At 49.9% G+C, this 21,811-nt stretch carries 16 protein-coding genes and 1 pseudogene; 9 read left to right on the top strand and 8 right to left on the bottom strand.

Going from position 1 to position 21,811, the window contains the following annotated elements:
- The first annotated feature begins 4 nt into the window (after positions 1-4).
- The 3 genes from E5358_RS04340 (at position 5) to E5358_RS15270 (ending at position 4,327) form a co-directional block, all read left to right on the top strand.
- Positions 5-1,066: a glycosyltransferase family 4 protein gene (locus tag E5358_RS04340; protein WP_135939062.1), complete on the top strand. Its 1,062-nt coding sequence runs from the start codon at positions 5-7 to the stop codon at positions 1,064-1,066.
- A gap of 3 nt (positions 1,067-1,069) precedes the next feature.
- On the top strand, positions 1,070-1,828 hold the full coding sequence (locus E5358_RS04335) for a glycosyltransferase family 2 protein (RefSeq protein ID WP_135939061.1): 759 nt from the start codon (positions 1,070-1,072) through the stop codon (positions 1,826-1,828).
- A 735-nt stretch (positions 1,829-2,563) separates the two neighbouring features.
- Positions 2,564-4,327 carry a pectate lyase gene (locus E5358_RS15270; protein WP_277821158.1) on the top strand — a complete coding sequence of 588 codons (1,764 nt, stop codon included), beginning with the start codon at positions 2,564-2,566 and terminating at the stop codon, positions 4,325-4,327.
- A 170-nt stretch (positions 4,328-4,497) separates the two neighbouring features.
- On the opposite strand, the gene E5358_RS04325 is transcribed toward E5358_RS15270, so the two are convergent.
- The 3 genes from E5358_RS04325 to E5358_RS04315 form a co-directional block, all read right to left on the bottom strand.
- Entirely contained in the window at positions 4,498-5,640 is a 1,143-nt protein-coding gene (locus tag E5358_RS04325; protein WP_135939060.1) for an ATP-binding protein, read from the bottom strand.
- 353 nt (positions 5,641-5,993) lie between these two features.
- Complete coding sequence (locus E5358_RS04320) at positions 5,994-6,206, bottom strand: hypothetical protein (RefSeq protein ID WP_135939059.1); 213 nt, start codon at positions 6,204-6,206, stop codon at positions 5,994-5,996.
- Positions 6,207-6,372: 166 nt separating this feature from the next.
- On the bottom strand, positions 6,373-8,784 hold the full coding sequence (locus E5358_RS04315; protein ID WP_135939058.1) for a hypothetical protein: 2,412 nt from the start codon (positions 8,782-8,784) through the stop codon (positions 6,373-6,375).
- 410 nt (positions 8,785-9,194) lie between these two features.
- Between E5358_RS04315 and miaB the strand changes: the two genes are divergently transcribed.
- Both miaB and E5358_RS04305 read left to right on the top strand, forming a co-directional pair.
- Positions 9,195-10,544, top strand: coding sequence for a tRNA (N6-isopentenyl adenosine(37)-C2)-methylthiotransferase MiaB (gene miaB / locus E5358_RS04310; protein WP_135939057.1), 1,350 nt, complete (start codon positions 9,195-9,197; stop codon positions 10,542-10,544).
- Positions 10,545-10,675: 131 nt separating this feature from the next.
- Positions 10,676-11,677: an aldo/keto reductase gene (locus E5358_RS04305; protein ID WP_135939056.1), complete on the top strand. Its 1,002-nt coding sequence runs from the start codon at positions 10,676-10,678 to the stop codon at positions 11,675-11,677.
- Between the two features lie 167 nt (positions 11,678-11,844).
- On the opposite strand, the gene E5358_RS15545 is transcribed toward E5358_RS04305, so the two are convergent.
- Together E5358_RS15545 and E5358_RS15540 are read right to left on the bottom strand one after the other, a co-directional pair.
- Entirely contained in the window at positions 11,845-12,258 is a 414-nt protein-coding gene (locus E5358_RS15545; RefSeq protein WP_422121060.1) for a hypothetical protein, read from the bottom strand.
- Between the two features lie 93 nt (positions 12,259-12,351).
- Positions 12,352-12,438, bottom strand: a pseudogene (locus E5358_RS15540) (hypothetical protein); the annotation flags it as partial.
- A gap of 155 nt (positions 12,439-12,593) precedes the next feature.
- On the opposite strand from E5358_RS15540, the gene E5358_RS04295 reads away from it, so the two are divergent.
- The 4 genes from E5358_RS04295 to E5358_RS04280 all read left to right on the top strand — a co-directional run bounded on the left by E5358_RS04295 (position 12,594) and on the right by E5358_RS04280 (position 19,044).
- Entirely contained in the window at positions 12,594-14,738 is a 2,145-nt protein-coding gene (locus E5358_RS04295; protein WP_135939055.1) for a S8 family serine peptidase, read from the top strand.
- A 347-nt stretch (positions 14,739-15,085) separates the two neighbouring features.
- Positions 15,086-16,051 (top strand): PCMD domain-containing protein, encoded by a 966-nt coding sequence (locus E5358_RS04290; protein WP_135939054.1) that lies wholly within the window; start codon positions 15,086-15,088, stop codon positions 16,049-16,051.
- A gap of 68 nt (positions 16,052-16,119) precedes the next feature.
- Entirely contained in the window at positions 16,120-17,244 is a 1,125-nt protein-coding gene (locus E5358_RS04285) for a BamA/TamA family outer membrane protein (RefSeq protein ID WP_277821156.1), read from the top strand.
- A gap of 120 nt (positions 17,245-17,364) precedes the next feature.
- Positions 17,365-19,044: a phosphoethanolamine transferase family protein gene (locus tag E5358_RS04280; protein ID WP_135939052.1), complete on the top strand. Its 1,680-nt coding sequence runs from the start codon at positions 17,365-17,367 to the stop codon at positions 19,042-19,044.
- 169 nt (positions 19,045-19,213) lie between these two features.
- Here the strand turns inward: E5358_RS04280 and E5358_RS04275 are convergent, their stop codons facing one another.
- The 3 genes from E5358_RS04275 to ychF form a co-directional block, all read right to left on the bottom strand.
- Positions 19,214-19,660: a hypothetical protein gene (locus tag E5358_RS04275; RefSeq protein ID WP_135939051.1), complete on the bottom strand. Its 447-nt coding sequence runs from the start codon at positions 19,658-19,660 to the stop codon at positions 19,214-19,216.
- A 13-nt stretch (positions 19,661-19,673) separates the two neighbouring features.
- A complete protein-coding gene (gene lgt, locus E5358_RS04270) occupies positions 19,674-20,576 on the bottom strand; it encodes a prolipoprotein diacylglyceryl transferase (RefSeq protein WP_135939050.1) in 903 nt (300 codons plus the stop codon).
- 119 nt (positions 20,577-20,695) lie between these two features.
- Positions 20,696-21,796 (bottom strand): redox-regulated ATPase YchF, encoded by a 1,101-nt coding sequence (gene ychF, locus E5358_RS04265; protein WP_135939049.1) that lies wholly within the window; start codon positions 21,794-21,796, stop codon positions 20,696-20,698.
- Between the last annotated feature and the right edge of the window lie 15 nt (positions 21,797-21,811).

Here is a 21,811-nt window from a genome sequence, read left to right as displayed (position 1 = left end):
GAATATGAGAATACTATATGACAATATAATCTATGCACTACAACGGTGTGGTGGAATCTCTGTTGTATGGACAAACCTTATCAGCAGATGCTTAGAAAAAGGTAACGACCTCTCGTTCATAGACTACGATAACGACAACATCTCACGGAAACAGGTGGACTTGTCTTCTGCAGAAATCATAAAAGGTCATCTCTCTGTCCCGTCACTGCAACGTCTCATAAACCCATCAAAGAGCATTGTCGACAGTAAGGAACCATTCATCTTCCACTCAAGCTATTACCGCACTCTCGCACATCCTTGTGCCGTGAACATCACCACCGTCCACGATTTTGTGTACTCCTTCTATGAGAAGAATCCGATAAAGAAACACCTTCTCTGCCGTCAGCAGTATGCGGCGATAAGAAAGGCGGATGCGGTGGTGTGCATCTCAGAAAGCACAAAGAACGATTTGCTGAGGCTGCTTCCCGATGTGCCCCCTGAGAAAGTACACGTAATTTATAACGGAGTCGACAACCGTTTCCACAGACTGCCTGGCACAAAGTACAAGGACTATTTCCTGTTTGTAGGCCACAGAGGTGGATATAAGAATTTCGCCGCTATCATCCAACCCATAGCCCAATGCAATTTCGGGCTGAAGATTGTAGGACCGGCTCTGACACATGAAGAAATGGAACTCATGAAGCAGCATAAACTTAATTACACATACTGCGGACGTGTCTCAGATGAAGAGCTCAACAAACTGTATAATGAGGCTTTCTGCTTCATCTATCCATCCTTATATGAAGGATTCGGATTACCTGTCCTGGAAGCTCAGATGGCAGGATGTCCCGTACTGGCGATGAACACATCGTCTCTGCCGGAAGTCATCGGAAACAAGGATTTGCTGCTTGACAACATTACAACCGAGATTCTGCAGGAGAAAATATCACTTCTGAAAGACCCTCTGGCAAGAAAAGGAATTGTCAGTAAGGGACTTGAAAACACTGCCCGTTTTTCTTGGGACAAGATGACAGAGGAATATCTTGCACTGTACCAATACGCCATAGGTGAATTTCATGAGCAATAAGCTATGACAATATCCATTATAACCGCATCCTACAACAGTGAACGAACTATTGCTGACACTATTGAATCGGTGCTTGCACAAACATATAAAGACATTGAATACTGGATTATCGATGGAGCATCCACAGATAAGACCGTAGAGATTGCAAAGAGATACGAACCGCAGTTCGCTGGCAGTATGCGCATCATAAGCGAACCTGACAAAGGCATCTATGACGCCATGAACAAAGGCATAGCAATGGCAACGGGAGATATTGTGGGCATGCTGAACTCTGATGATTTTTTTACCGCCGACGATGCCTTGGCAACAATAGCAGAGACTTTTGACAGAAACGACGATATTGATGCCATATATGGAGACATTCATTTCATCAACGAAGGACATCCGGAGAAGTGCGTACGCTACTATTCCAGTGCGCCGTTCCGCCCATGGATGCTGAGATTTGGATTCATGCCTGCCCACCCGTCGTTCTATGTCCGACGTGATGTCTACAGGAGATGCGGCACATTCTCCTTGGACTACCGCATAGCCTCCGACTATGACCTCTTGGTCCGCCTGATATACAAGCAGCGCATAAAGACAAAATACATAAAGAAGGATTTTGTCACCATGCGCACCGGCGGCATAAGCACAAAGAATATGCGCAACAGATGGTTGATAAGCAAAGAGAATGTCACGGCATGCCGCAGAAACGGACTGTACACAAACATTTGCTTTATCTCACTGAAGTATCTGTACAAGATTTTTGAGTTCAGGAGATAAGCTATTCCGTACATATCATTCAAAAATAGTATATTCCGGAACAGAAAACAAGTTTTTTCTCAATTATCTGTTCCTGAATATACTGTTTTTTTATAAGTAAGCAAGCTCCATTGGCAAATCTATGCTTTGTCATTCTTTCTGTAATATAACGTGAGTTCGACTAATTTGCAATTATCTTTTGAAACTAAGACGCTGCCTCACTCTGCAGAGTCTCTATTGGCATGTTTTTATAATGTGAGGCACCGTTTTACGGTGCTGTCGGAGAGCCTGTATTACCCGGCATGCTGCTTTGGGCAGCATACCGGGTTAGCAAAGAGCCACCGTTTCACGGTGCTTTGGCAGCATTTTATCATTATTGTAGGATAGTAGGCAATTCGTCGAACTCACGTTAATATACTTTTGCATAGGGGTAAATTCTTTTGGAAAGCAGGGGAAAAACATTCATATATAGTAATAATGTGGGCTTAAATTTGGCTGTTTCGGACAAAAGGCATAACTTTGCATAAGAAACTCACGTTCGGAAGACTTCAAACAAGTTTGGTCTCCGCTCACTTAACCGTTTCTTTGCATAAGAAACTCACGTTCGGAAGACTTCAAACAAGTTTGGTCTCCGTTTGTAAAACCATTTCCGGACGACACTGTAATTCCATAAGAACCATAACCGGCAAAATAACAAAACTAAAACATAAAACAAACATCATGAGAAAACTTTTCCCAACACTTCTTCTCGCACTCATGGCTGCAACGCCGTCCGTGGCACAGCAGCCGGCATTCCCGGGTGCGGAAGGATTCGGCATGTACACCACAGGCGGCAGGGGAGGCAAGGTGCTCCATGTCACCACCCTTGAGGACGAATACACAAACAAGGGCTCGCTCCGCTGGGCTGTGGCTCAAAGCGGTCCGAAGACCATTGTCTTTGATGTCTCAGGAACGATAAACCTTAAGGCTCCACTCAATGTGACTGCCAACACAACCTTGGCAGGACAGACAGCTCCCGGCGACGGTATCTGCATAGCAGGATGGCCGGTGACCGTCAAGGGTGACAATGTCATCATACGTTATCTCCGCTTCCGTCTCGGCAATGAGAATGTTGCAAAACATGAAGGGGACGGTCTCGGCGGCATGGACCGCAAGGATATTATCATTGACCATTGCTCTGTCTCATGGTCCATCGATGAGTGCCTTTCCATCTATGGCAGCAAGAACATCACCGTGCAGTGGTGTATCGCCGACCAGAGCCTTGTAAACTCGGGGCACTCGAAAGGCGCGCACGGCTATGGTGGCAACTGGGGCGGCTCGGGAGCGTCCTATCATCACAATCTTATGGCTCACCACACTTCCCGTGTGCCACGCCTCGGTCCGCGTCCCGGAACTCAGACGGATGAGCGCATGGACATGCGGAACAATGTCTTCTACAACTGGGCAGGAGAGGGCTGCTACGGGGGCGAGGGCATGAACGTGAACATCGTCAATAACTACTACAAGCCGGGACCTGCCACAGCGACAGTGGCAGAGGCACGACGCTACCGCATTGCCAACATCGGCATACGCACTGTTGACTACTGCCTTGACAAGAAAAAAATCGCATCAAGCTACACGTCTGCCACCGGCATTGCTGCGACGGACAAGGATGTCAGCGGTTCTGCATCAGGCGGAAAGAACTATGTCACAATCAAGGGCAGGAAATTCGAGATTGACATGGCGACAAACAAAATCGATGTTGACGGCAAGAAAGTTACCATAACATGGAACGACTGGAAGAAGATGCTGCACAAGTGGGGCACGTTCTATGTCGACGGCAATGTGAACCCTGACTACGCAAGCAGAATCACTCCGCAGGACCAATGGACTTACGGCATGTATGCACAGGTTAACACCGGAAAGGTGGACGGCACATTCACCGAGGATGTGAAGAAGGCAATGCGCCTCCAAGAGCCTATCGACTATCTGCCTGTCACCACGCATACTGCGGAGCAGGCTTACACGAACGTACTCGAGTATGCAGGAGCATCGCTGTGGCGTGACTCACACGACACATACATCGTGGGTGACGTGCGCGACAAAAAGGCTTCATACACAGGAAAGGGTCTTGCCTCCGGCTTTGTCAACACTCAGGATGAGGCAGGCGGATTCCCTGTGCTGAAGGAAGAGAAGCGTGCGGATGATTTCGACACGGACAAGGACGGCATGCCGGACGCATGGGAGCTTGCCAACGGACTGAACCCTAACGACGCCGCTGACGGTGCACTGGTGCAGAGCGACGGCTACACAAACCTTGAGCATTACCTTAACTCTCTTGTGGCGCACATCACCGCGGCGCAGAACGCGAATGCCATGACAGGCATCGACTGCATCACGGACAACACGGTGGACGCCATGCCTGCAAACACGAATATATACACCATCGACGGCCGTTGCGTGCGCAGGAATGCTGACAGCCTTGACGGACTTGCCAAGGGTATGTATATCTACAAAGGCAAGGCTGTGGTGGTTGACTAATCGTAACCTTACGGACAGAAAATCAGAAGGTGACCTTTCACACAATGAAAGGTCACCTTTTTTCATATAAAGTGTCATGGTTTACCGGGTGAAAGGTCACCTATATTCCTGTTCTCTTTTCTCAATCCTGTTTCTGTAGGGTTTTGTGTCCGGGAAATAATGTTTCTTTCCTACCACATCATGCCGAGAAGCCACAGAGGAATAGCGTTGCCGGCAGGATAGTCAGTGTTGTCGCGAAGGACATAGTCGGCGTTTTTGGGTTTCTTGCTTTTCCCACCGACCTCCAATGTAATTGAGTTCTTGCCGAGTGCGGCAATGTAATCTCCTTCCTTCTCGTTGCGCATGGCGGAGACAGAATAGCCGGCTTGGGTGAGGCAATTGACAACGTAAGCTTCTCTTTCTGTATCTTGGTGAGCATCCAAAACCATGTACGCACATGGATCGGCAAACAGCATTTTTGCTCCGACACTTCTTGCTTTTGTATCATTCTGCAATCTGATTACTCTCAGTAACTCAACATTCTCCATAATAAAGATAAGCTGGTAAAGCTTTTCTGCTCCGATTCCCCAGTCCGAGCATAAAGATGATACCTGCACACGTGGGACAGAACTGTCAGACAGTGTTCCGATTATCGCACGCATGACACGCAAGTTATTATCCGAAATGCTTGGCAGGAAGAAAGGGATGTCATTGCTTAGAATCTTATCAATTATTGCCATATAGCGAGCCTCGAAATTATTCTCTTGATAAAATGGACGTGTGCCATGACTGCGGTAATTGCGGAAGTGGTTAAGCAGTTCCGCATCCGGTTGCACAGGCAATAAGGTGTCACCTATATTGTATTTGTCATATTTTTCTCCGGTTTCAAGATGCATATATTCACGGAAAGACATCAAAGGCATTCTGATAGGGACATAACGGCGCGAAAGGTCTCCGGTCCCGGTCCGTAACACTAACGAAGAAGAGTCCGACACCCAAATCTTTTTGTTGGGAAAATCATCATACAATGCTTTCAGGTGTATGCTCCACTCTGATGCATAATGGATTTCGTCAATTATGACACCCTCATATCCCTGCATGAATATGTCGTTGACAAGGTCATAGAGAGGTGAGGTGATTACTTTAGGATTATCGGCTGAAAAATATAACATCCTCTTGCCTTGTGAGTGTTGGCACAAGCAAAGATGCTGCCCAATGTGAGAGATTATCCCCTTTCTTGTGTATGTCTCATGCAGACAAAAAAAATGCGCACCCTTATCGGCCGTCACGGCTTTGGGATGCGCTTCCTCTCTCTTTCTCACACTATAAACCATTTTATAAATTATTGTAGGATGCGGACAAATACCGTGAACTAAGCCTTAAAAGGCGAAGCCCACGGAATATATGTTTCTCATGATATAAGATAATGTATTGCTTCATTACAGTCCTGCGGATGTCCGCAGAACGGTGCTTCGTAACGTTTGTTCTTCCACTTATCCGATGTAATACACGTATTCCTACGGTTTGTGTCGCAGAGAGATGCTTCCCGGCTTATGCAGTCATGCATAGGCACGGAAATATGTGTGCAGGAATGTCTTACGCTCTGTCATAAGATGAGGGGATTGTCTGCTTATAGGTCTTTCGGATGATAGGCGACATTCCTGCTTCCACATATATGTGTTTGTTATTACAAATCCAGTTCCCAAGGCCCTGAGAACGGGTTTTCCTTGGCTCCGCCGGATTTTTCTCCCGGGTTGCCCTCTATGACACTGCCACCATCGCCGGTAGGGTTGCCCTCCTCATCATAGACATTCCATGATGTAGGATTACCCATGAGGTTTTCCATGTCCATGGGGATTATTTTTATTTCGGGAGCTATATAAGGTTTTTTCTTTTTCATTGTCTTTTCTTCTTTTGTTGTTTTGTGTTCCATAGTTTTCTGATAAGTAACTGTTGCAAATTACTTTATATTTAAGTTGTGTTTTAGTATAAATTAATTTTCAACAGTTACTTAAGGATTTTTCATGAGGATGCGCCATGAGGGCACATCCTCATATTATAGGTGATTATCTTACAGAAACCTTCTTTCCGTTGACGACATATATTCCGCTTGGGAGGCCGCTGAGGTCTGTGGTGCCTCGGCGGACAGCCTGTCCCCAGAGGTTGTACACAGCCGCAGTGCCACATACTGCGGTGCCGGCAGTGATGCCTTCTATGACCGTCGTGTTGTCAATGATGCCGCCAATGCCGAATGCCAGAGAGTGGCGCTTCGCAGGAGTAGTGCCCTGATCCTGGTCCACTATCCACCAGCTGTAGCCTGGGACCGGGAATGGTGAGGTGAGGTGGTAGATGTCTCCTCCGTAGAAGATGTAGGAGTTTGCAGGTGCGTCTGTCGAGCCCTCGAAGGTGGCGTAGATGTCAAGACGGCAGTTCTGGAATTCTGCACCCTTGAGTCCGTAGGACTTGTCGTTGACGTACTTTCCTCCTTCGTAGTCAAATGCGTGGAATCCCTTAAGATTCTCCGGGTTGAGATTCAGAACGCTTTCAATCATATTGTTTTTGTTGAGCGAAACCTGGGGTATGATGTAGTATGGCGGAGCAATGTTCGACAGATTGACGTCACCGACATCCGCTGTCCCCTCGGTTATGACGCTTCCCTCGCCCGGATTGATTATGTAGCACTCACCGCTCTTCATGACAATGTCGTTGTCTGCTTTTTCGTTGAGGGGCACGAGTGAGAACTCGATGCGTCCGGCATGCTCGGAAGTGTGTGTGCACTCTGTCAGCTTTGCCAGCTTGACATTCACGGAGAATGCTTTCTGCAGCTGCCATTTCTTAAGGTCTACAGGCAGGCAGATGCTGTTCCACTTGCCAGTGGTGAAGGTGCGCTTGAAAATCAGGGCTTTGTTGGCATAAGATGCCGTGTAGTCCTCCTCGGACGTATTGTTTCCCGGTTTCTTGAAGTTGTTCCAGTCCTCGCTGAGTGCGAAGCTCTCTCCAAGGTATTTCAGGCGGAAGTCGTCGACATAGATATAGTCGTTTTCAGCAGCATCGGCATTGTCGGTGTTCGGGCTCACCATGTCTTTTGTCATCTCAATGCCGACTTCAAGGACTTTGCTCTTGCCTTCAGGGATGTTTGCATAAATCATGACAGAGTTCGGGTAGAGTCTTGAATAGAACAGCACTCCCGCCTCTACCTTGTTGGACACTTTCCCGTCACTTATGTCATCGGCAAGGAAAGCATTTCCTTTATAAACGACTGCCTTGAATGTCTCTTCATTGAAATCCACCTTGCCCAGTCTTTCTGGAGCCTCTCCATATGACTTTCCGAGCAATGGGGTGGTTGCCCATGCTGCCGAGCCTTTCACTGGGTCTTTTCCGTTGTCGTCAAGGAATTTCGCATACAGGTTGGCATAAGGAGCCTGTTTGTTCTCGTCATTGAAGAATCCCTGGCATTCAAGCATGTACCATCCTGTTTTGCTCAGTGTGACAGTCTGGTAGAGCTTGTTCCCCTTCTCTGCCTTTCGGAGTCCGGCACACTGGAACATGCCGAAATTAGGTGCCAGCTGCGCAAGAAAACCGCCTGTGTCTCCATTATGGATATGTGCAAAGGCTTGTTCGTATCCTGTAACATATTCAACCTTTCCTTCTGTCCGCCATCCTCTTCCGTATACAGTCTTGTATTCATTGTAGATGTTCGAGATGTTGAAGCCCTGTGCACGCATGAGGAAAGAGGCGTCGGCAAGAGTGTTCATCTTTCCTTTGTAATCCTCGGTGAACAGTGCTTCCATGTTCTTGTCAGAGACAATTTTCCAATACGTATACTCTTCAGCGATTCTGAGGTTCTGGCGTTCTGATTCCGTCAATGCCCTGACAAGGTTGTTGTTTCCTTTTTCGAAGACATTGACAATCATCGGGCAGTTTGCACAAAGGTAGTATTTGCTGTAGTTCTGCGAGATGTATATCCTGTAGACATTGTCATCAGTGACTGAATTTACCTTTTCAAAATAGAAGTCAGGGTTGTTCAGGGAGGTATAGTTTACGTTTCTGTCATAGTACAGTCCTCGTCTGGTAAGGCTTTTGTCGTTCACAAAAGCCAGGACGGAACCGGTAGCATCGCCTCGCGGATTGGCGAATGGGCCTCGGATGTAGTAGGCACTGCTTTTTTTGCTTTTTGAGAAAATAAGCGGCAGTCCCACTGTGAATGTCGCAGTACGTGTGCCCCAGTATCCTCCGGCATTGAGGAACATGTCCTTGCCAACGTTGTAGAGGAGGATTCGGGTTGCTTGGGTGTTGGTGATGTCCGGTATGTCGTCTGCCCTGTTGGCTAAAGTCACTTCACTAAGTGCCATGCCTTTTCCCTTGTAGTCTGCTGCTTCGGCATCACCTTGTGCAGCCAGGCGTTGTGGAATGGCAATGGATAAGAGGCACATGAGACAGATGCGGATGAATTTCTTGTGGGATACATTTTGTTTCATGATAATCCAAATTTTATTTTGTTATTTATATGATGTTGTTCAATAAAGGCATTTATGTATTAGTATTCTTTCTCGCTCTTTCCACTTGCTGCATAGTGTTAATAATCAGCATTTGTGGCAATGCTTTTATTTTCATTTTGTAAAGGTAGCAATTCTTTTGACTATTCTTATCTTCTTTAGGGGGGTAACAAATATTAACAAACAAGCCTTGTAATTTATATTAATTAACAATACGGTGTCTGCTTTTGGTACAATGTCATGCTTGAAGTAATATCATGGAATTTATGTCTGGACTGCTGCCTTTTATTTCAGGATTTGATGTGCCATGTTGAAAAAAATGTCGGAGGTGTGTGTATTATCGGGAAAAATGATTACTTTTGCAGATGTTTCCAAAACTTATAGAACAAAGTATGAAGAAATTATTCATTGAGACCTACGGCTGCCAGATGAATGTGGCAGACTCGGAGGTTGTTGCCGCTGTCATGGGAATGGCAGGCTACGAATTGTGTGAGTCGGTGGAAGACGCCGACGCGGTGTTCCTTAACACGTGCTCCGTGCGTGAGAATGCGGAGAACAAGGTGCTGCATCGTCTGGAGACGTTGCACAACATTTATTGCAACAAAGGGCGCAAGGTCATTCTCGGTGTGCTCGGCTGCATGGCGGAGCGCATGAAGGAGGAACTGTTGGAGAAGCATCATGCCAGTCTGGTGGCAGGGCCTGACTCCTATCTCGCCCTTCCCGACCTCATCGCCCGGTGTGAGTTGGGGCAGAAAGCCATAGACACAGAACTCTCGCTGACAGAGACTTACAAAGACATTCTCCCTCAGCGCACCCGCGGACAGCGGTTGTCAGGCTTTGTGAGCATCATGCGCGGATGCAACAACTTCTGCCATTACTGCATCGTCCCTTACACCCGAGGCCGTGAGCGCAGCCGTGAGGTGGAGTCCATCCTCAACGAATGCCGTGACCTCAGTGAGCGCGGGTTCAGGGAAGTGACGCTCCTCGGGCAGAATGTGAACTCCTATTGTGCGGAGAACAATGGCGAAACGGTGGCTTTCCCGCAGCTTCTTGCCATGGTGGCAGAGGCTGTTCCGGGGATGCGTGTGCGCTTCACGACGTCCCATCCGAAGGACATGAGTGACGAGACATTGGAGGTTATCGCGAAATATGCTAACGTTTGCAAGCACATCCACCTGCCTGTGCAGTCGGGTTCCGACAAGATACTGAAGCTCATGAACCGCAAGTACACTCGCGCATGGTACCTTGACCGTGTGGCAGCCATAAGGCGCATAGTGCCGGAATGCTCCATAACGACGGACATTTTCGTGGGTTATCATGATGAAACGGAGGAGGACCACCAGATGAGTCTCTCGCTGATGAGGGAGGTGGGCTACGACTCCGCATTCATGTTCAAGTATTCGGAGCGTCCGGGGACATACGCCAGCAAGCACCTTCCCGACAACATCAGCGAGGAGGAGAAGATACGCCGCCTTAATGAGATGATACGCCTGCAGACGGAAATCTCCGCCGAGCAGTACCGCAAGGACATAGGCAAGACCTTCGAGGTGCTTGTCGAGGGGTACAGCAAGCGTTCGCGCGAGCAGCTTTGCGGCCGCACTTCGCAGAACAAGATGGTTGTCTTCGACCGTGTGGCGACGGATGCTGAGGGCAGGGAAGTGGCGTTCCATGCGGGCGAGTATGTCAATGTGCGCATCACTGAGTCGTCAAGCGCAACGCTGAAAGGCACGGTAGTGATGTGATTAATGTCACGCAGATTCCGCAGATAGCCGCAGATGGTTTGGTATAAACAGTCTTTTTAAATCTGCGTGTATCAGCGAAATCTGCGTGGAAAACTAAAGACAAAGCATGAGAAACAAATAAAACCGTAACTATGATACCACCTATTTACAAGGCATCCGACAGCCGTTATGAGGCAGGGATGCAGTATGTGCGCTGCGGAAAGAGCGGTGTGAGACTGCCGGCAATATCCTTGGGACTATGGCATAACTTCGGCGGTGTGAACAACTTTGAGAACTCACTGGCAATGGCGCATTACGCCTTTGACCACGGAGTGGTGCATTTCGACCTCGCCAACAACTACGGCCCTCCTTACGGCTCGGCGGAAGAGACCTTCGGACTGATGATGAAGAAATCGTTCCTTCCCTATCGCGACGAGATGTTCATATCCTCAAAGGCGGGTTATGACATGTGGGAAGGCCCTTACGGTAACTGGGGCTCAAGGAAATACCTTATGGCAAGTCTTGACCAAAGCCTGCGGAGGATGAACCTTGACTATGTCGACCTGTTCTATTCCCACCGTTACGACCCTGAGACACCGTTGGACGAGACCCTGCAGGCGTTGGTGGACATCGTGCGCCAAGGCAAGGCACTGTATGTCGGCATATCGCGGTGGCCCCTGGAGGCTGCGGACTACGCTTTCAAGTACCTGAAAGAGCGTGATGTACCGTGCCTTATCTATCAGGGCAGGTACAGCATCCTTGACAGGGAAGTCGCCACTTCAGGCATTCTTGACAAGGCTTGCGATGCCGGAGTGGGCTTCATCGGTTTCTCGCCGTTGGCACAAGGGCTGCTGACCGACCGCTATCTCAACGGCATACCCTCCGACTCGCGCATGGCTGTCGGCAATCATCTGAAGCAGGATGTCCTTTCCGAGAAGATGCTTGCGACGATAAAGACGCTCAACACGATTGCAGGACAGCGTGGCGAAGCCCTTTCCGACATGGCTCTGGCATGGATTCTTGCCGACAAGCGCGTGACGAGTGTCATCATCGGCGCAAGCTCTGTCCCACAGCTGGCGACAAACCTCAAAGCCCTCTCTTCCGCTCCTTTCACGCAAGAGGAACTGGAAATGATTGATGCGGCATGCAGGTGAAGGAATTGCTACATGACACTATTAATTCGGTTTATGAGGTCTGCCGGATGGGAATCCTCCAACAGAGAGAAAGCAAACCATTTCTTGCCCAGGTCTTTGATTGATGCACCGAAATGATAAACATTGTCATCGATGCAAAGAAAACGGTCATGCGAACGCTTGTAAACTTACACATCAATGGGGTCATATTGGCTGTTATGCTGTGTGATGTCCAATTGAAGCTGTTGGCTGATGCGGTCGGTGTAGACTGTGGCTTTCACATCGGCGGCTCTTTTGCTTAGTAATGTCAGCACAGTCTCATCCACATAGTTGTCTATCAAGACAATATTTGCATTTGCTTGTCTTATAAGTCCTGATACAAACTCATAGGCATTATATGTCTGACCATCGTAGAAAATGCCCTGCTTGTGTTGCTCAATGCCTGCATCCAACCGCTTGAAGACTTCTTCTATCTTTGTGTCAGTTTCCTCTTGGCGCTTCTTCATCTCCAATTGATGATACTCTATGGTTTCTATGCGTTGGAACACTTGGGCATTTAATGTAATGACGCGGCGCATGGCTGTAAACGCACGCATAATCATAATGTTTATATTGATTGCTGTTTCGGAACGCAGGACACTGCTCAGCATAGCGATACCGTTCTCTGTAAATACAAATGGCAAATATCTGAGTCCTCCTCTGTTTGAGGTCGCAATTTGCGACCTCAAACGATTATCTTGCTTCAGAAAAGCAGACAGTTCATCTTGTGTCAACTGAAACATGAAATCAAGATGTTTTTCATTTTTTCTGCCAGCCTTTATGCCGTCAGTGCAAATTAAACCTCAAAATTCTTGCAGATTATGAGAAGATAAAATAACTTTGCAAAAGTCGGGCTGCACCTCGGCAGACATGAACAATCAGCAATAACCGTAACTATATGTCATACAGAAACATACTGCATACACTGCTCCTTATCCTGCTCTTTCCCACCGCAATGCTGGGACAAAAAGAGAAGATGTCATCACTCGTGAGAAAGGCATGGCTTGAACATTCCGCCACAATGCGCTCCAAAGGAGAGAGGGGAGAGACTGAGAAACAACGGATTACGGCATTCGTGAAGACCGCTTCGGGTGTCGTTCCGGAGGGCTGCAGGGTGCTTGCGGAGTTCCCGAACAACCTCTTTATCGCGTCAATACCGCTTGCAAGACTCGGCGATATGGCACGCCGCAACGATGTCGTGCGCATAGAAGCCGGCATGCCGTGTACCGCTACCAACGACACTGCGGCAGTGGTGACGCGACAGGGGCTCGTTTGGGAGATGCCGAGGGAGGAGCAGCCAATGCTCCATGGCTACACAGGCAGGGGTGTCGTCGTGGGACTTATGGACATCGGGTTTGACCTTACCCACCCCACATTCCTCACCGGTGACGGCAAATCGCTGCGCATCAGGGCGTTGTGGGACCAGCTTGACAGGACGGAAAGCGGACTACCCGTCATCGATGCGGACACAGTGACCGTCGGCAGGCAGTATGTCGGCGATGATGCTCTCATGGCAAAAAGCCACAGCACAGACGCCACATTCATCTCCCACGGCACGCATACGGCAGGCTCTGCGGCAGGTTCGGGCCGGAATGGCAGCGGTATGACGCCTTACAGGGGTATGGCTCCCGATGCGGACATCTGTCTTGTGGCAAACTACACCTCGGACAATCACGCCATTGTCCCTGAGGAAGAGCGGTACAGATACACTTCCGCTACGGACATTCTCGGTTTCAAATACATCTTCGACTATGCCGCCTCCGTGGGCAAACCGTGTGTGGCGTCGTTCAGCGAGGGCAGCAGAATGGGATTCTACGGTGACGACATCCTCATGCAGGAGGCTCTTGCGGCACTGCAAGGGGAGGGAAGAATCATTGTCGCTTCGGCTGGAAACGAGGCGATACACAACACTCACATGCTCAAAGCGGCAGAAAAACCGTCGGCAGGGGCGTTCATACAGACCGCACAGCGGCCATGCTACACGTTCCGCTCCACAGGAAGCATGACCATCCGCCTTACGTTCTACCCTGACGGCATGCCACCTGTTGCCAAGGACATCACGACGGAAGAGATACTCACATGTGAGGACGGCTTTCTCACCGACACAGTCCGCCTTGGAGGAATAACGTTCCCTATTGCCGCCGCAGCTTACTCTTCGGCATACAACAATGGGGAGACAGCCACCGAATTCCTTATCTCACGCACCGACAACGGCTTTGTCGGACGCGACATAAGTGTGTCACTCGAGCTCATCGGTGAGGGGACGGAGATAGAGGCGTATTCTCTTGGAGGGTATTTCACGGCAAACACACTCAATCCTGCGCTTGCCGATTGCGACAACACGCATAACATCCTGTCGCCCGGAGGGTTGGAGGGCATCCTCTGCGTGGGTGCTACAAACGCACGCAACGGCTATCACAACCATGCCGGAATATGGCAGACCTACAACTACGGCGCGGCGGAGCACCGTGCCGACTACAGCAGTATCGGTCCCACGGTGGCAGGACTCGTGAAACCGGACGTATGCGCTCCCGGAACCTACATCAAGTCTGCGCTTAGCGGGACATACATCGCCAATGGCGGAGACCTCCGCACATGCACCGAACAGTTTGCCTTTGACGGCAGGACCTACGGCTGGGCAGCGTTCACAGGGACATCGATGTCCACGCCCGTCGTCAGCGGTATCGTTGCGACATGGCTTGAAGCGTGCCCCACACTGACGCCGCGGCAGGTGACGGACATCATCGCGCACACCGCCAACCCAGTCCCCTCGGACAGTCAGTCGTCACGGAATCCGCTCACTTACGGTGAGTTGCGCGAGAAGAATGTCATGGACGGCTACGGCGTGATAGACGCTTATGCCGGTCTGCGGTACATCCTTGACGGCAACGCCACAGGTATCCGTGACATCGATGCACAGGGAAAGGGCAACGGTGAGTGTAATGGCAGTGGTGTGGTTTATGACCTTCACGGACGGCGTGTCGTCACACCTGTCCCCGGACGGATATATGTCAGGAACGGCAGGAAAAAGATTTTCAAGTGATTTTGTATATAACTGAATATCAATAAATTGTGCATTGCATAACAGAAGGTTACCTTTTACATTGTGAAAGGTAACCTTTTGTCGTGTCAATCGTAACCTTTTGCATGGTGAAAGGTTATCTTTCGTTTTCCCCTCTGTGACGTATACTGCAACGAGGTGTGGCATACACCAAGAAGATATGGCACTTTCTTTCCCGAAAAACGTGCCGATTCCATGGAATAGTGTTAATTTTTATGAATTTGTCGGGTTAGAAAACTTATTTTTCACAAATAGTTTTCTAATTCGTTTTTATTGGTTTACCTTTGCACAACGTAATGCAACGTTACTATTCAAAAAACCGTAAAGATATGAAAAAGACTATTCTTCTTTCAGCAACACTTGCTGCAGCCTTGCTTTTCCATGCAGCAAATGCGGTGGCACAGCATACTGAGAAGATGCTGCACTATGGTGACATGAACCAATGGGTGATACGCAATATCCACGAATCGGCTGTCATCGGAGGAAAGACAAAGACGCTCTATGAGGTGGGACCTAACCGGACAATCGACGGGAACAAGGCATATAGCAACGCAGGCGGTTCGCCTTGGGGCACGTCGAACGTCATGGCGAAGGTCATGGGAGTGGTGAAGACCAACTGTTCCGTGACGCGCGACAAGCGTGACTCCGGCTACTGCGCCAAGCTGACGACGCACATCGAGAGCGTGAAGGTGCTCGGCATGATGAACATAAAGGTGCTTGCCGCCGGCTCTCTGTTCCTCGGCGATGTGGCGGAGCCTATCACCGGAACGAAGGACGGTCCGAAGAGCATCAACTGGGGCATACCGTTCACGCAGCGCCCGAAGGCTCTGAAATATGATTATAAGGTGTATGTGACAGGCGAAAAGAACCGTATCAGGCAGACCGGATTCAGCAGCAAGAGCACTGTCCCCGGGCAGGACTATTGCATCACAGTGCTTTTCCTGCAGAAGCGCACGGAGGATGCTAATGGCAACATCACCGCCAAGCGCGTGGGAACAATGGTCGTGAAGTACGGCAAGAGCACCAACGGTTGGGTGAACGGTGCGACTTACGAGATTCTCTATGGGGACATCCGCAACAATCCAAAGTATGATGCAGCGCTGATGGGTCTTCGCAGCATCGACTATGCACGCAACAGCCACGGCAAGAGTGTGCTTGTCAAAGAGACAGGATGGGCTGCGGCGAACGAGAAACCGACGCACCTCTCCCTGCAGTTTGCGTCAAGCCATGGCGGCGCTTTCATCGGTACGCCAGGCAACACGTTGTGGATTGACAATGTGAAACTTGTTTATTGAACCGGACAAAACTCACTGACAAGATGACAAGACTACTCCCGGCACTGCTTTTTGCCCTGCTGCCTGCCATGGGAACGGCGGCAATGGAACGTCCTGAGAGCACGGATACTGTGGCTCTCGGTGACAGTGTGCCCAAGAAGCGCGGACTCGTGAAGCGGTTTCTTGACTATTTCAATGATGCCAACAAGCCGAAGGAATACAAGAAATTCGACTTCAGCATCATCGGCGGGCCGCATTACAGCACCGACACAAAGTTCGGTCTGGGACTTGTGGCGGCGGGGCTTTACCGCACGGAACGCAATGACACGCTGCTGCCACCGTCGAATGTGAGCATCTTCGGCGATGTCTCCACCGTGGGATTCTATATGCTCGGAGTGCGCGGAACGCATATTTTCCCGAAGGACAGATACCGCCTTGACTATACGACTTATTTCTTTTCCTTCCCAAGCAACTACTGGGGCATAGGTTACGAGAACGGCAACAACGATGCCAACAAGAGCGAAATGAAGAGGTGGCAGGCACAGATTCAGGCGAATTTCATGATTCGCATAGCCAACAACACTTATGTCGGACCGCTTGTAACGTTCGATTATGTGAGTGGAAAGGACATCGAATGCCCGGAACTTCTTGAGGGTATGGACCGCCATGTGTGGAATCTTGGCGCGGGATTTGCCTTCAGCTACGACTCGCGTGATGTGCTCACAAACCCTAAAAAGGGAATGTATCTCAACATATCGCAGATATTCCGCCCGAAGTTTCTTGGCAATGACTATGCTTTCAGCACGACAAACGTGCGCTTTGATGTCTACAGCCGTCTGTGGAAAGGTGGCATCTTTGCAGCGGATTTCCGCAGCGAGATGAACTTCGGCAACCCTTCGTGGGGCATGATGGCAAGGCTTGGCAACTCCTATTCCATGCGAGGCTACTATGAGGGGCGTTACCGTGACAAGCACAAGATAGAGGTGCAGGCGGAACTGAGGCAGCATGTCTGGAAGCGAAACGGCATAGCTGTGTGGGCAGGAGCGGGCACGGTGTTCGACAAGTTCAGTGCGCTCCGGACTCGCAAGATACTCCCGAACTTCGGCGTAGGCTACCGCTGGGAGTTCAAGAAGGATGTCAATGTGCGCCTGGACTATGGCATAGGAAAGGGCGGACAGACGGGCTTCATCTTCAATATCAATGAGGCTTTCTAAGGAAAGGCGATAACAATACGGACAGTACTGTCAATAATGTCATTACTGTCAGTACTGACAGCCGGGTCAATACTGACATAATTGTCAATATTGACCCGGCTGACACAACAAAACAACGCAATGAAAAAACTTTCTCCACGCCACCTTTTCGCCATCATGGTGATAGTGCTGGCAATGCCAAACATAGCCCTTTGCTTCACCGAGAGCATGTCCTTGCCCGGCAAACTGGCGAACATTCTTGTGCCAGTCGCTGCCGTATGGCTTGCGATGACTCTCTCACGCCGTCCGGGAAGGATGGTGTGGGCACTCTTCCCGCTTATCTTCTTCGCGGCATTCCAGATAGTTCTGCTCTACCTCTTCGGACGTTCCGTGATAGCAGTGGACATGTTCCTAAACCTTGTCACCACCAATCCCGGTGAGGCTCTTGAGCTTCTTGACAATCTTGTGCCGGCTGTAGCCACGGTGGTTGTCGTCTATATCCCCGTACTTGTGCTTGGTACGTGCTCCTTAAGGCGGAAAGAAACACTCGAAAAGGCGTTCATCCGCCGGCAGCGCAAGCTCGCTTCTGCCTTGCTTGCAGCAGGAGTGGCGGTTCTGGCAGTAGCTTATGCCACCGATGAGGATTATAGGATAGAGAACGATATGTACCCTGTGAATGTCTGTTACAACCTTGTCCTTGCCGTGGAAAGGTCTGATGCCACGGCACATTATGCAGAGACTTCGGCGGGATTCACCTTCAACGCCAGACCTACACATGCCAAAGACAGCACGGAAGTCTATGTCTTTGTCATAGGAGAGACGGCACGCGCCATGAATTTCGGTGTCTACGGATATGGCCGCAACACAACTCCAAGGCTCTCAAAGATGCAGGGAGTCAGTGTGTTCACTGACGTCCTCACACAGTCAAACACAACCCACAAGAGTGTGCCGATGCTCCTCTCTGCCGCTTCTGCAGAGGATTATGACCGCATTTATCGTGAGAAGAGTATCATCACGGCATTCCGCGAAGCCGGTTTCCATACCGCCTTTTTCTCCAACCAGAGACCGAACCGTTCGTTCATCGACATCTTCGGTATGGAGGCGGATGAGTGGAAGTTCATCAAGGACGGAGCAAAGGATGCGGAGAACATCTCCGATGACCGTCTGGCGGACATGGTTGAAAAGACCATGACAAAGGGCTACAGGAAGCTGTTCATTGTCCTTCACACCTATGGCTCGCACTTCAACTACCGCGAACGCTATCCGCGCAATGCGGCAGTGTTCCGCCCTGACGATGCCACGGAAGCCATAGCGTCCAACAGAAGTGAACTTGTGAACGCATACGATAACACCATCCGGCAGACGGACAAGTTTCTCTCGTACATCATCGGACTGCTCGAAAAGAGCAGAGCCGTGTCTGCCCTGCTCTATACCTCTGACCATGGCGAGAACATTTTCGACGACAATCGCGGGTTGTTCCTCCATGCCTCACCTGTGCCGTCCTATTACGATATGCATGTGCCGTTCATCGTCTGGACATCACCAGCCTATCGTCAGGCTTTCCCAAGCGTGCCGGCTGCACTCGCTGCCAATGCGCGTAAGAGTGTGGCAAGCAACGCTGTAGTGTTCCATACCCTGCTTTCCATGGCAGGCATCGCCACCCCTTGCCGCAATGACAGTCTTTCCGTGGCAGGCGGAATGTACACGGAGACGCCTCGCCATTACCTCAATGATCACAACAAGCCTGTCCCTCTCGACAAGATAGGGCTTGATTCAGAGGACATTGGCATGCTGCGCCAAAGGGGAATGCGCTACCCATGACAATTCTGCACTATATAAGTATGTATGCAAGATTGCACAATGTCAGGTGTGGTGTATGGGGCACGGCAAGGTGATTCTTATGCCATTATTCCTGTGTTGTTGCTAAAAAAATCTCCAACAGTTGCTTGTAAGTAACATACATTATAAGCAGTTGTTGGAGATTTGTGTATTATTGGTTGCTGTCCCGGTTTTGGAACAGGTTGTTCATGCGTGTCGACTCAAGGATAGGGAGGTTGGTCTCGGTAGGCACATAGATGACGGTCTTGTTGCTCAGGTCCGACTGCTGGCGCACCCAAAGGTACTGGATGTAGGTCGGAGTGATGCTTCCGTTCTCTATCCTTATTGCCTCGGCAGCACCTTTTGCGCGCTCAATCTCCGCCTGGGCATTGAGTTTCTCAGCCTCAAGGTTGGCGCGTGCTTCCTCAATCTTTATCTTGCGGTTCTGTTCTGCCTTGGCGAACTCCGCCTTGCCTTCCATCTCCTGTGACCATACGTTGTACCACGGGCGGATGAATGCCATACTGATTGTTACCACTATCACTGCTCCTATTCCCCAAAGGACGTTCCTGATGACGGCGGGAGTGATGTTGAATTCGTTGCTGTTGTAGTTTGTCATGATTGTTTTAGGATTAAACAGTATGTGGCTGCTGTTGTTTTCTTAGTCCGCGGAGGATGAAGAATGCTCCCACGAGAATGAACGGAACGGAGAGCAGTTGCCCCATGTTGAAGAGCATGCCGTTCTCGAAATCCACCTGCTCCTCCTTGGTGTACTCGATGAAGAAGCGGAAGGTGAAGATGGCAAACAGGAGTATGCCGAAATAAAGTCCTGAGCCTATGAAATGCTTCCTTCCCTCTTTCTTTGCCGTTATTGCGAGCCTGTCGTTACGGCTGTAGATAGTCCACAGGATGAGGAAGGTGAAGGCGTAGAAGAGAGCCTCGTAGAGTTGTCCCGGGTGGCGTGGCAGCATGTCTACGCGCTCAAAGACGAATGCCCATGGTAGGTCTGTCGGCTTGCCTATGATTTCGGAGTTCATGAGATTCCCGAGGCGTATGAATGTTGCTGTTATCGGTGTGGCTATTGCGACCATGTCGAACACAGAGAACAGTTTCATGCCCATGTGCCGGCAGTACATCCATATAGCGAGGAGTACTCCGATGGAGCCTCCGTGGGATGCGAGTCCTTCGTATCCGGTGAATTTCCATTGCCCTGTGGAGAAGGAATCTATGATGCCGTCTCCGAAGAGTCGCACGGGGATGAACATTTCGAACACGCCTTTTGCCGATGCAAGGAAATAGTCAGGCTGATAGAATATGCAGTGGCCGAGGCGTGCTCCGATGATTATTCCGCAAAAGCAGTATAGGAACAGCGGCTCGAACTTCTCTTCGCCGTACTTCTGCTGTATGTAGAGCCGTCTGACGCATAGGTATGCCCCCAGCAGTCCTATAAGCCAGCAAATGGAGTACCACCTGAAGGACAGCGGACCGAGGTGGAGTGCCACGAGGTCAGGATTCCAGTTGATGAATAGATTCATGGTTTTGTTTTTTATGGATGTGATGCGGCATGATGAATCATGACAAAGTATGTTGTATCATGATTAAACATGTCGCATCATGATTCGTCATGTCATGCTTCGCAATGTTTCCTCTGCAACTAAACATTGAATCGGAAGTGCATGATGTCACCGTCCTGCACGACATATTCCTTACCCTCTATGCCGAGTTTCCCGGCTTCCTTTATGGCAGCCTCCGACTTGTAGTTGATGTAATCCTCGTACTTTATCACCTCGGCGCGGATGAAGCCCTTCTCAAAGTCGGTGTGTATCACTCCGGCACACTGTGGAGCCTTCCAACCCTTCTTGTATGTCCATGCCTTCACCTCCATCTCTCCGGCTGTGATGAACGTCTGGAGGTTAAGCAGGGCATAAGCCTTTTTGATAAGGCGGTTCACTCCGGACTCCTCCAGTCCGAGTTCTTCAAGGAACATCTGCTTGTCCTCGTAGCTCTCGAAGCCCGCGATGTCCTCCTCTGTCTTTGCCGCGACAATCATTGATTCCGCTCCCTCCTCCTTTGCGAGAGCGTCAACCTTGCGTGTCCATTCGTTGCCGTCCTTCGCTGCTGTCTCGTCGACGTTGCAGACATAGAGCACAGGCTTTGAAGTCAGCAGGAAAAGGTTCTTTGCAGCGTCCTGCTCCTCCTTGCTCTCGAAGGTTACTGTACGTGCGTTGCGCCCTGCCTCAAGGCATTCCTTGTAGGCACTCATCACGGTGAACTCCACCTTTGCGTCCTTGTTGCCCGTGGAAGCCATCTTCTGTGTCTTTGCATACTTTGCTTCTATGGTCTCAAGGTCCTTCAGTTGCAGTTCGGTGTCTATGATTTCCTTGTCACGGATAGGGTCGATGTTCCCGTCCACATGTGTGATGTTGTCATCCTCGAAGCAGCGGAGCACGTGTATTATGGCGTCCGTCTCACGGATGTTGCCGAGGAATTTGTTTCCGAGACCTTCACCCTTGCTTGCACCCTTGACAAGTCCCGCGATGTCTACAATCTCGCATGTTGCCGGTACGATACGTCCCGGGTTGACAATCTCCGCGAGTTTTGTCAGTCGCTCGTCCGGTACGGTAATCACGCCCACATTAGGTTCTATTGTGCAGAAAGGGAAGTTTGCCGCCTGCGCCTTTGCGCTTGACAGACAGTTGAAAAGTGTTGACTTGCCTACGTTAGGCAGTCCTACTATACCACATTTTAGTGCCATTGATTCTTATGCTTT

It is taken from the genome of Palleniella muris, from assembly GCF_004792655.1.
Lineage (GTDB): Bacteria > Bacteroidota > Bacteroidia > Bacteroidales > Bacteroidaceae > Prevotella > Prevotella muris_A.
This window is presented reverse-complemented; position numbering and strand designations above follow the sequence as displayed.

What these genes read in the sequence shown, in the direction of transcription:
- E5358_RS15545 (WP_422121060.1), bottom strand. Translation starts at nt 12,258, where the DNA reads ATGATTATGCGTGCGTTTACAGCCATGCGCCGCGTCATTACATTAAAT.
- miaB (WP_135939057.1), top strand. Translation starts at nt 9,195, where the DNA reads ATGAAGAAATTATTCATTGAGACCTACGGCTGCCAGATGAATGTGGCA.
- E5358_RS04335 (WP_135939061.1), top strand. Translation starts at nt 1,070, where the DNA reads ATGACAATATCCATTATAACCGCATCCTACAACAGTGAACGAACTATT.
- E5358_RS04290 (WP_135939054.1), top strand. Translation starts at nt 15,086, where the DNA reads ATGAAAAAGACTATTCTTCTTTCAGCAACACTTGCTGCAGCCTTGCTT.
- E5358_RS04340 (WP_135939062.1), top strand. Translation starts at nt 5, where the DNA reads ATGAGAATACTATATGACAATATAATCTATGCACTACAACGGTGTGGT.
- E5358_RS04280 (WP_135939052.1), top strand. Translation starts at nt 17,365, where the DNA reads ATGAAAAAACTTTCTCCACGCCACCTTTTCGCCATCATGGTGATAGTG.
- E5358_RS04315 (WP_135939058.1), bottom strand. Translation starts at nt 8,784, where the DNA reads ATGAAACAAAATGTATCCCACAAGAAATTCATCCGCATCTGTCTCATG.
- E5358_RS04320 (WP_135939059.1), bottom strand. Translation starts at nt 6,206, where the DNA reads ATGAAAAAGAAAAAACCTTATATAGCTCCCGAAATAAAAATAATCCCC.
- ychF (WP_135939049.1), bottom strand. Translation starts at nt 21,796, where the DNA reads ATGGCACTAAAATGTGGTATAGTAGGACTGCCTAACGTAGGCAAGTCA.
- E5358_RS15270 (WP_277821158.1), top strand. Translation starts at nt 2,564, where the DNA reads ATGGCTGCAACGCCGTCCGTGGCACAGCAGCCGGCATTCCCGGGTGCG.
- E5358_RS04275 (WP_135939051.1), bottom strand. Translation starts at nt 19,660, where the DNA reads ATGACAAACTACAACAGCAACGAATTCAACATCACTCCCGCCGTCATC.
- E5358_RS04325 (WP_135939060.1), bottom strand. Translation starts at nt 5,640, where the DNA reads ATGGTTTATAGTGTGAGAAAGAGAGAGGAAGCGCATCCCAAAGCCGTG.
- E5358_RS04285 (WP_277821156.1), top strand. Translation starts at nt 16,120, where the DNA reads ATGGGAACGGCGGCAATGGAACGTCCTGAGAGCACGGATACTGTGGCT.
- E5358_RS04305 (WP_135939056.1), top strand. Translation starts at nt 10,676, where the DNA reads ATGATACCACCTATTTACAAGGCATCCGACAGCCGTTATGAGGCAGGG.
- E5358_RS04295 (WP_135939055.1), top strand. Translation starts at nt 12,594, where the DNA reads ATGTCATACAGAAACATACTGCATACACTGCTCCTTATCCTGCTCTTT.
- lgt (WP_135939050.1), bottom strand. Translation starts at nt 20,576, where the DNA reads ATGAATCTATTCATCAACTGGAATCCTGACCTCGTGGCACTCCACCTC.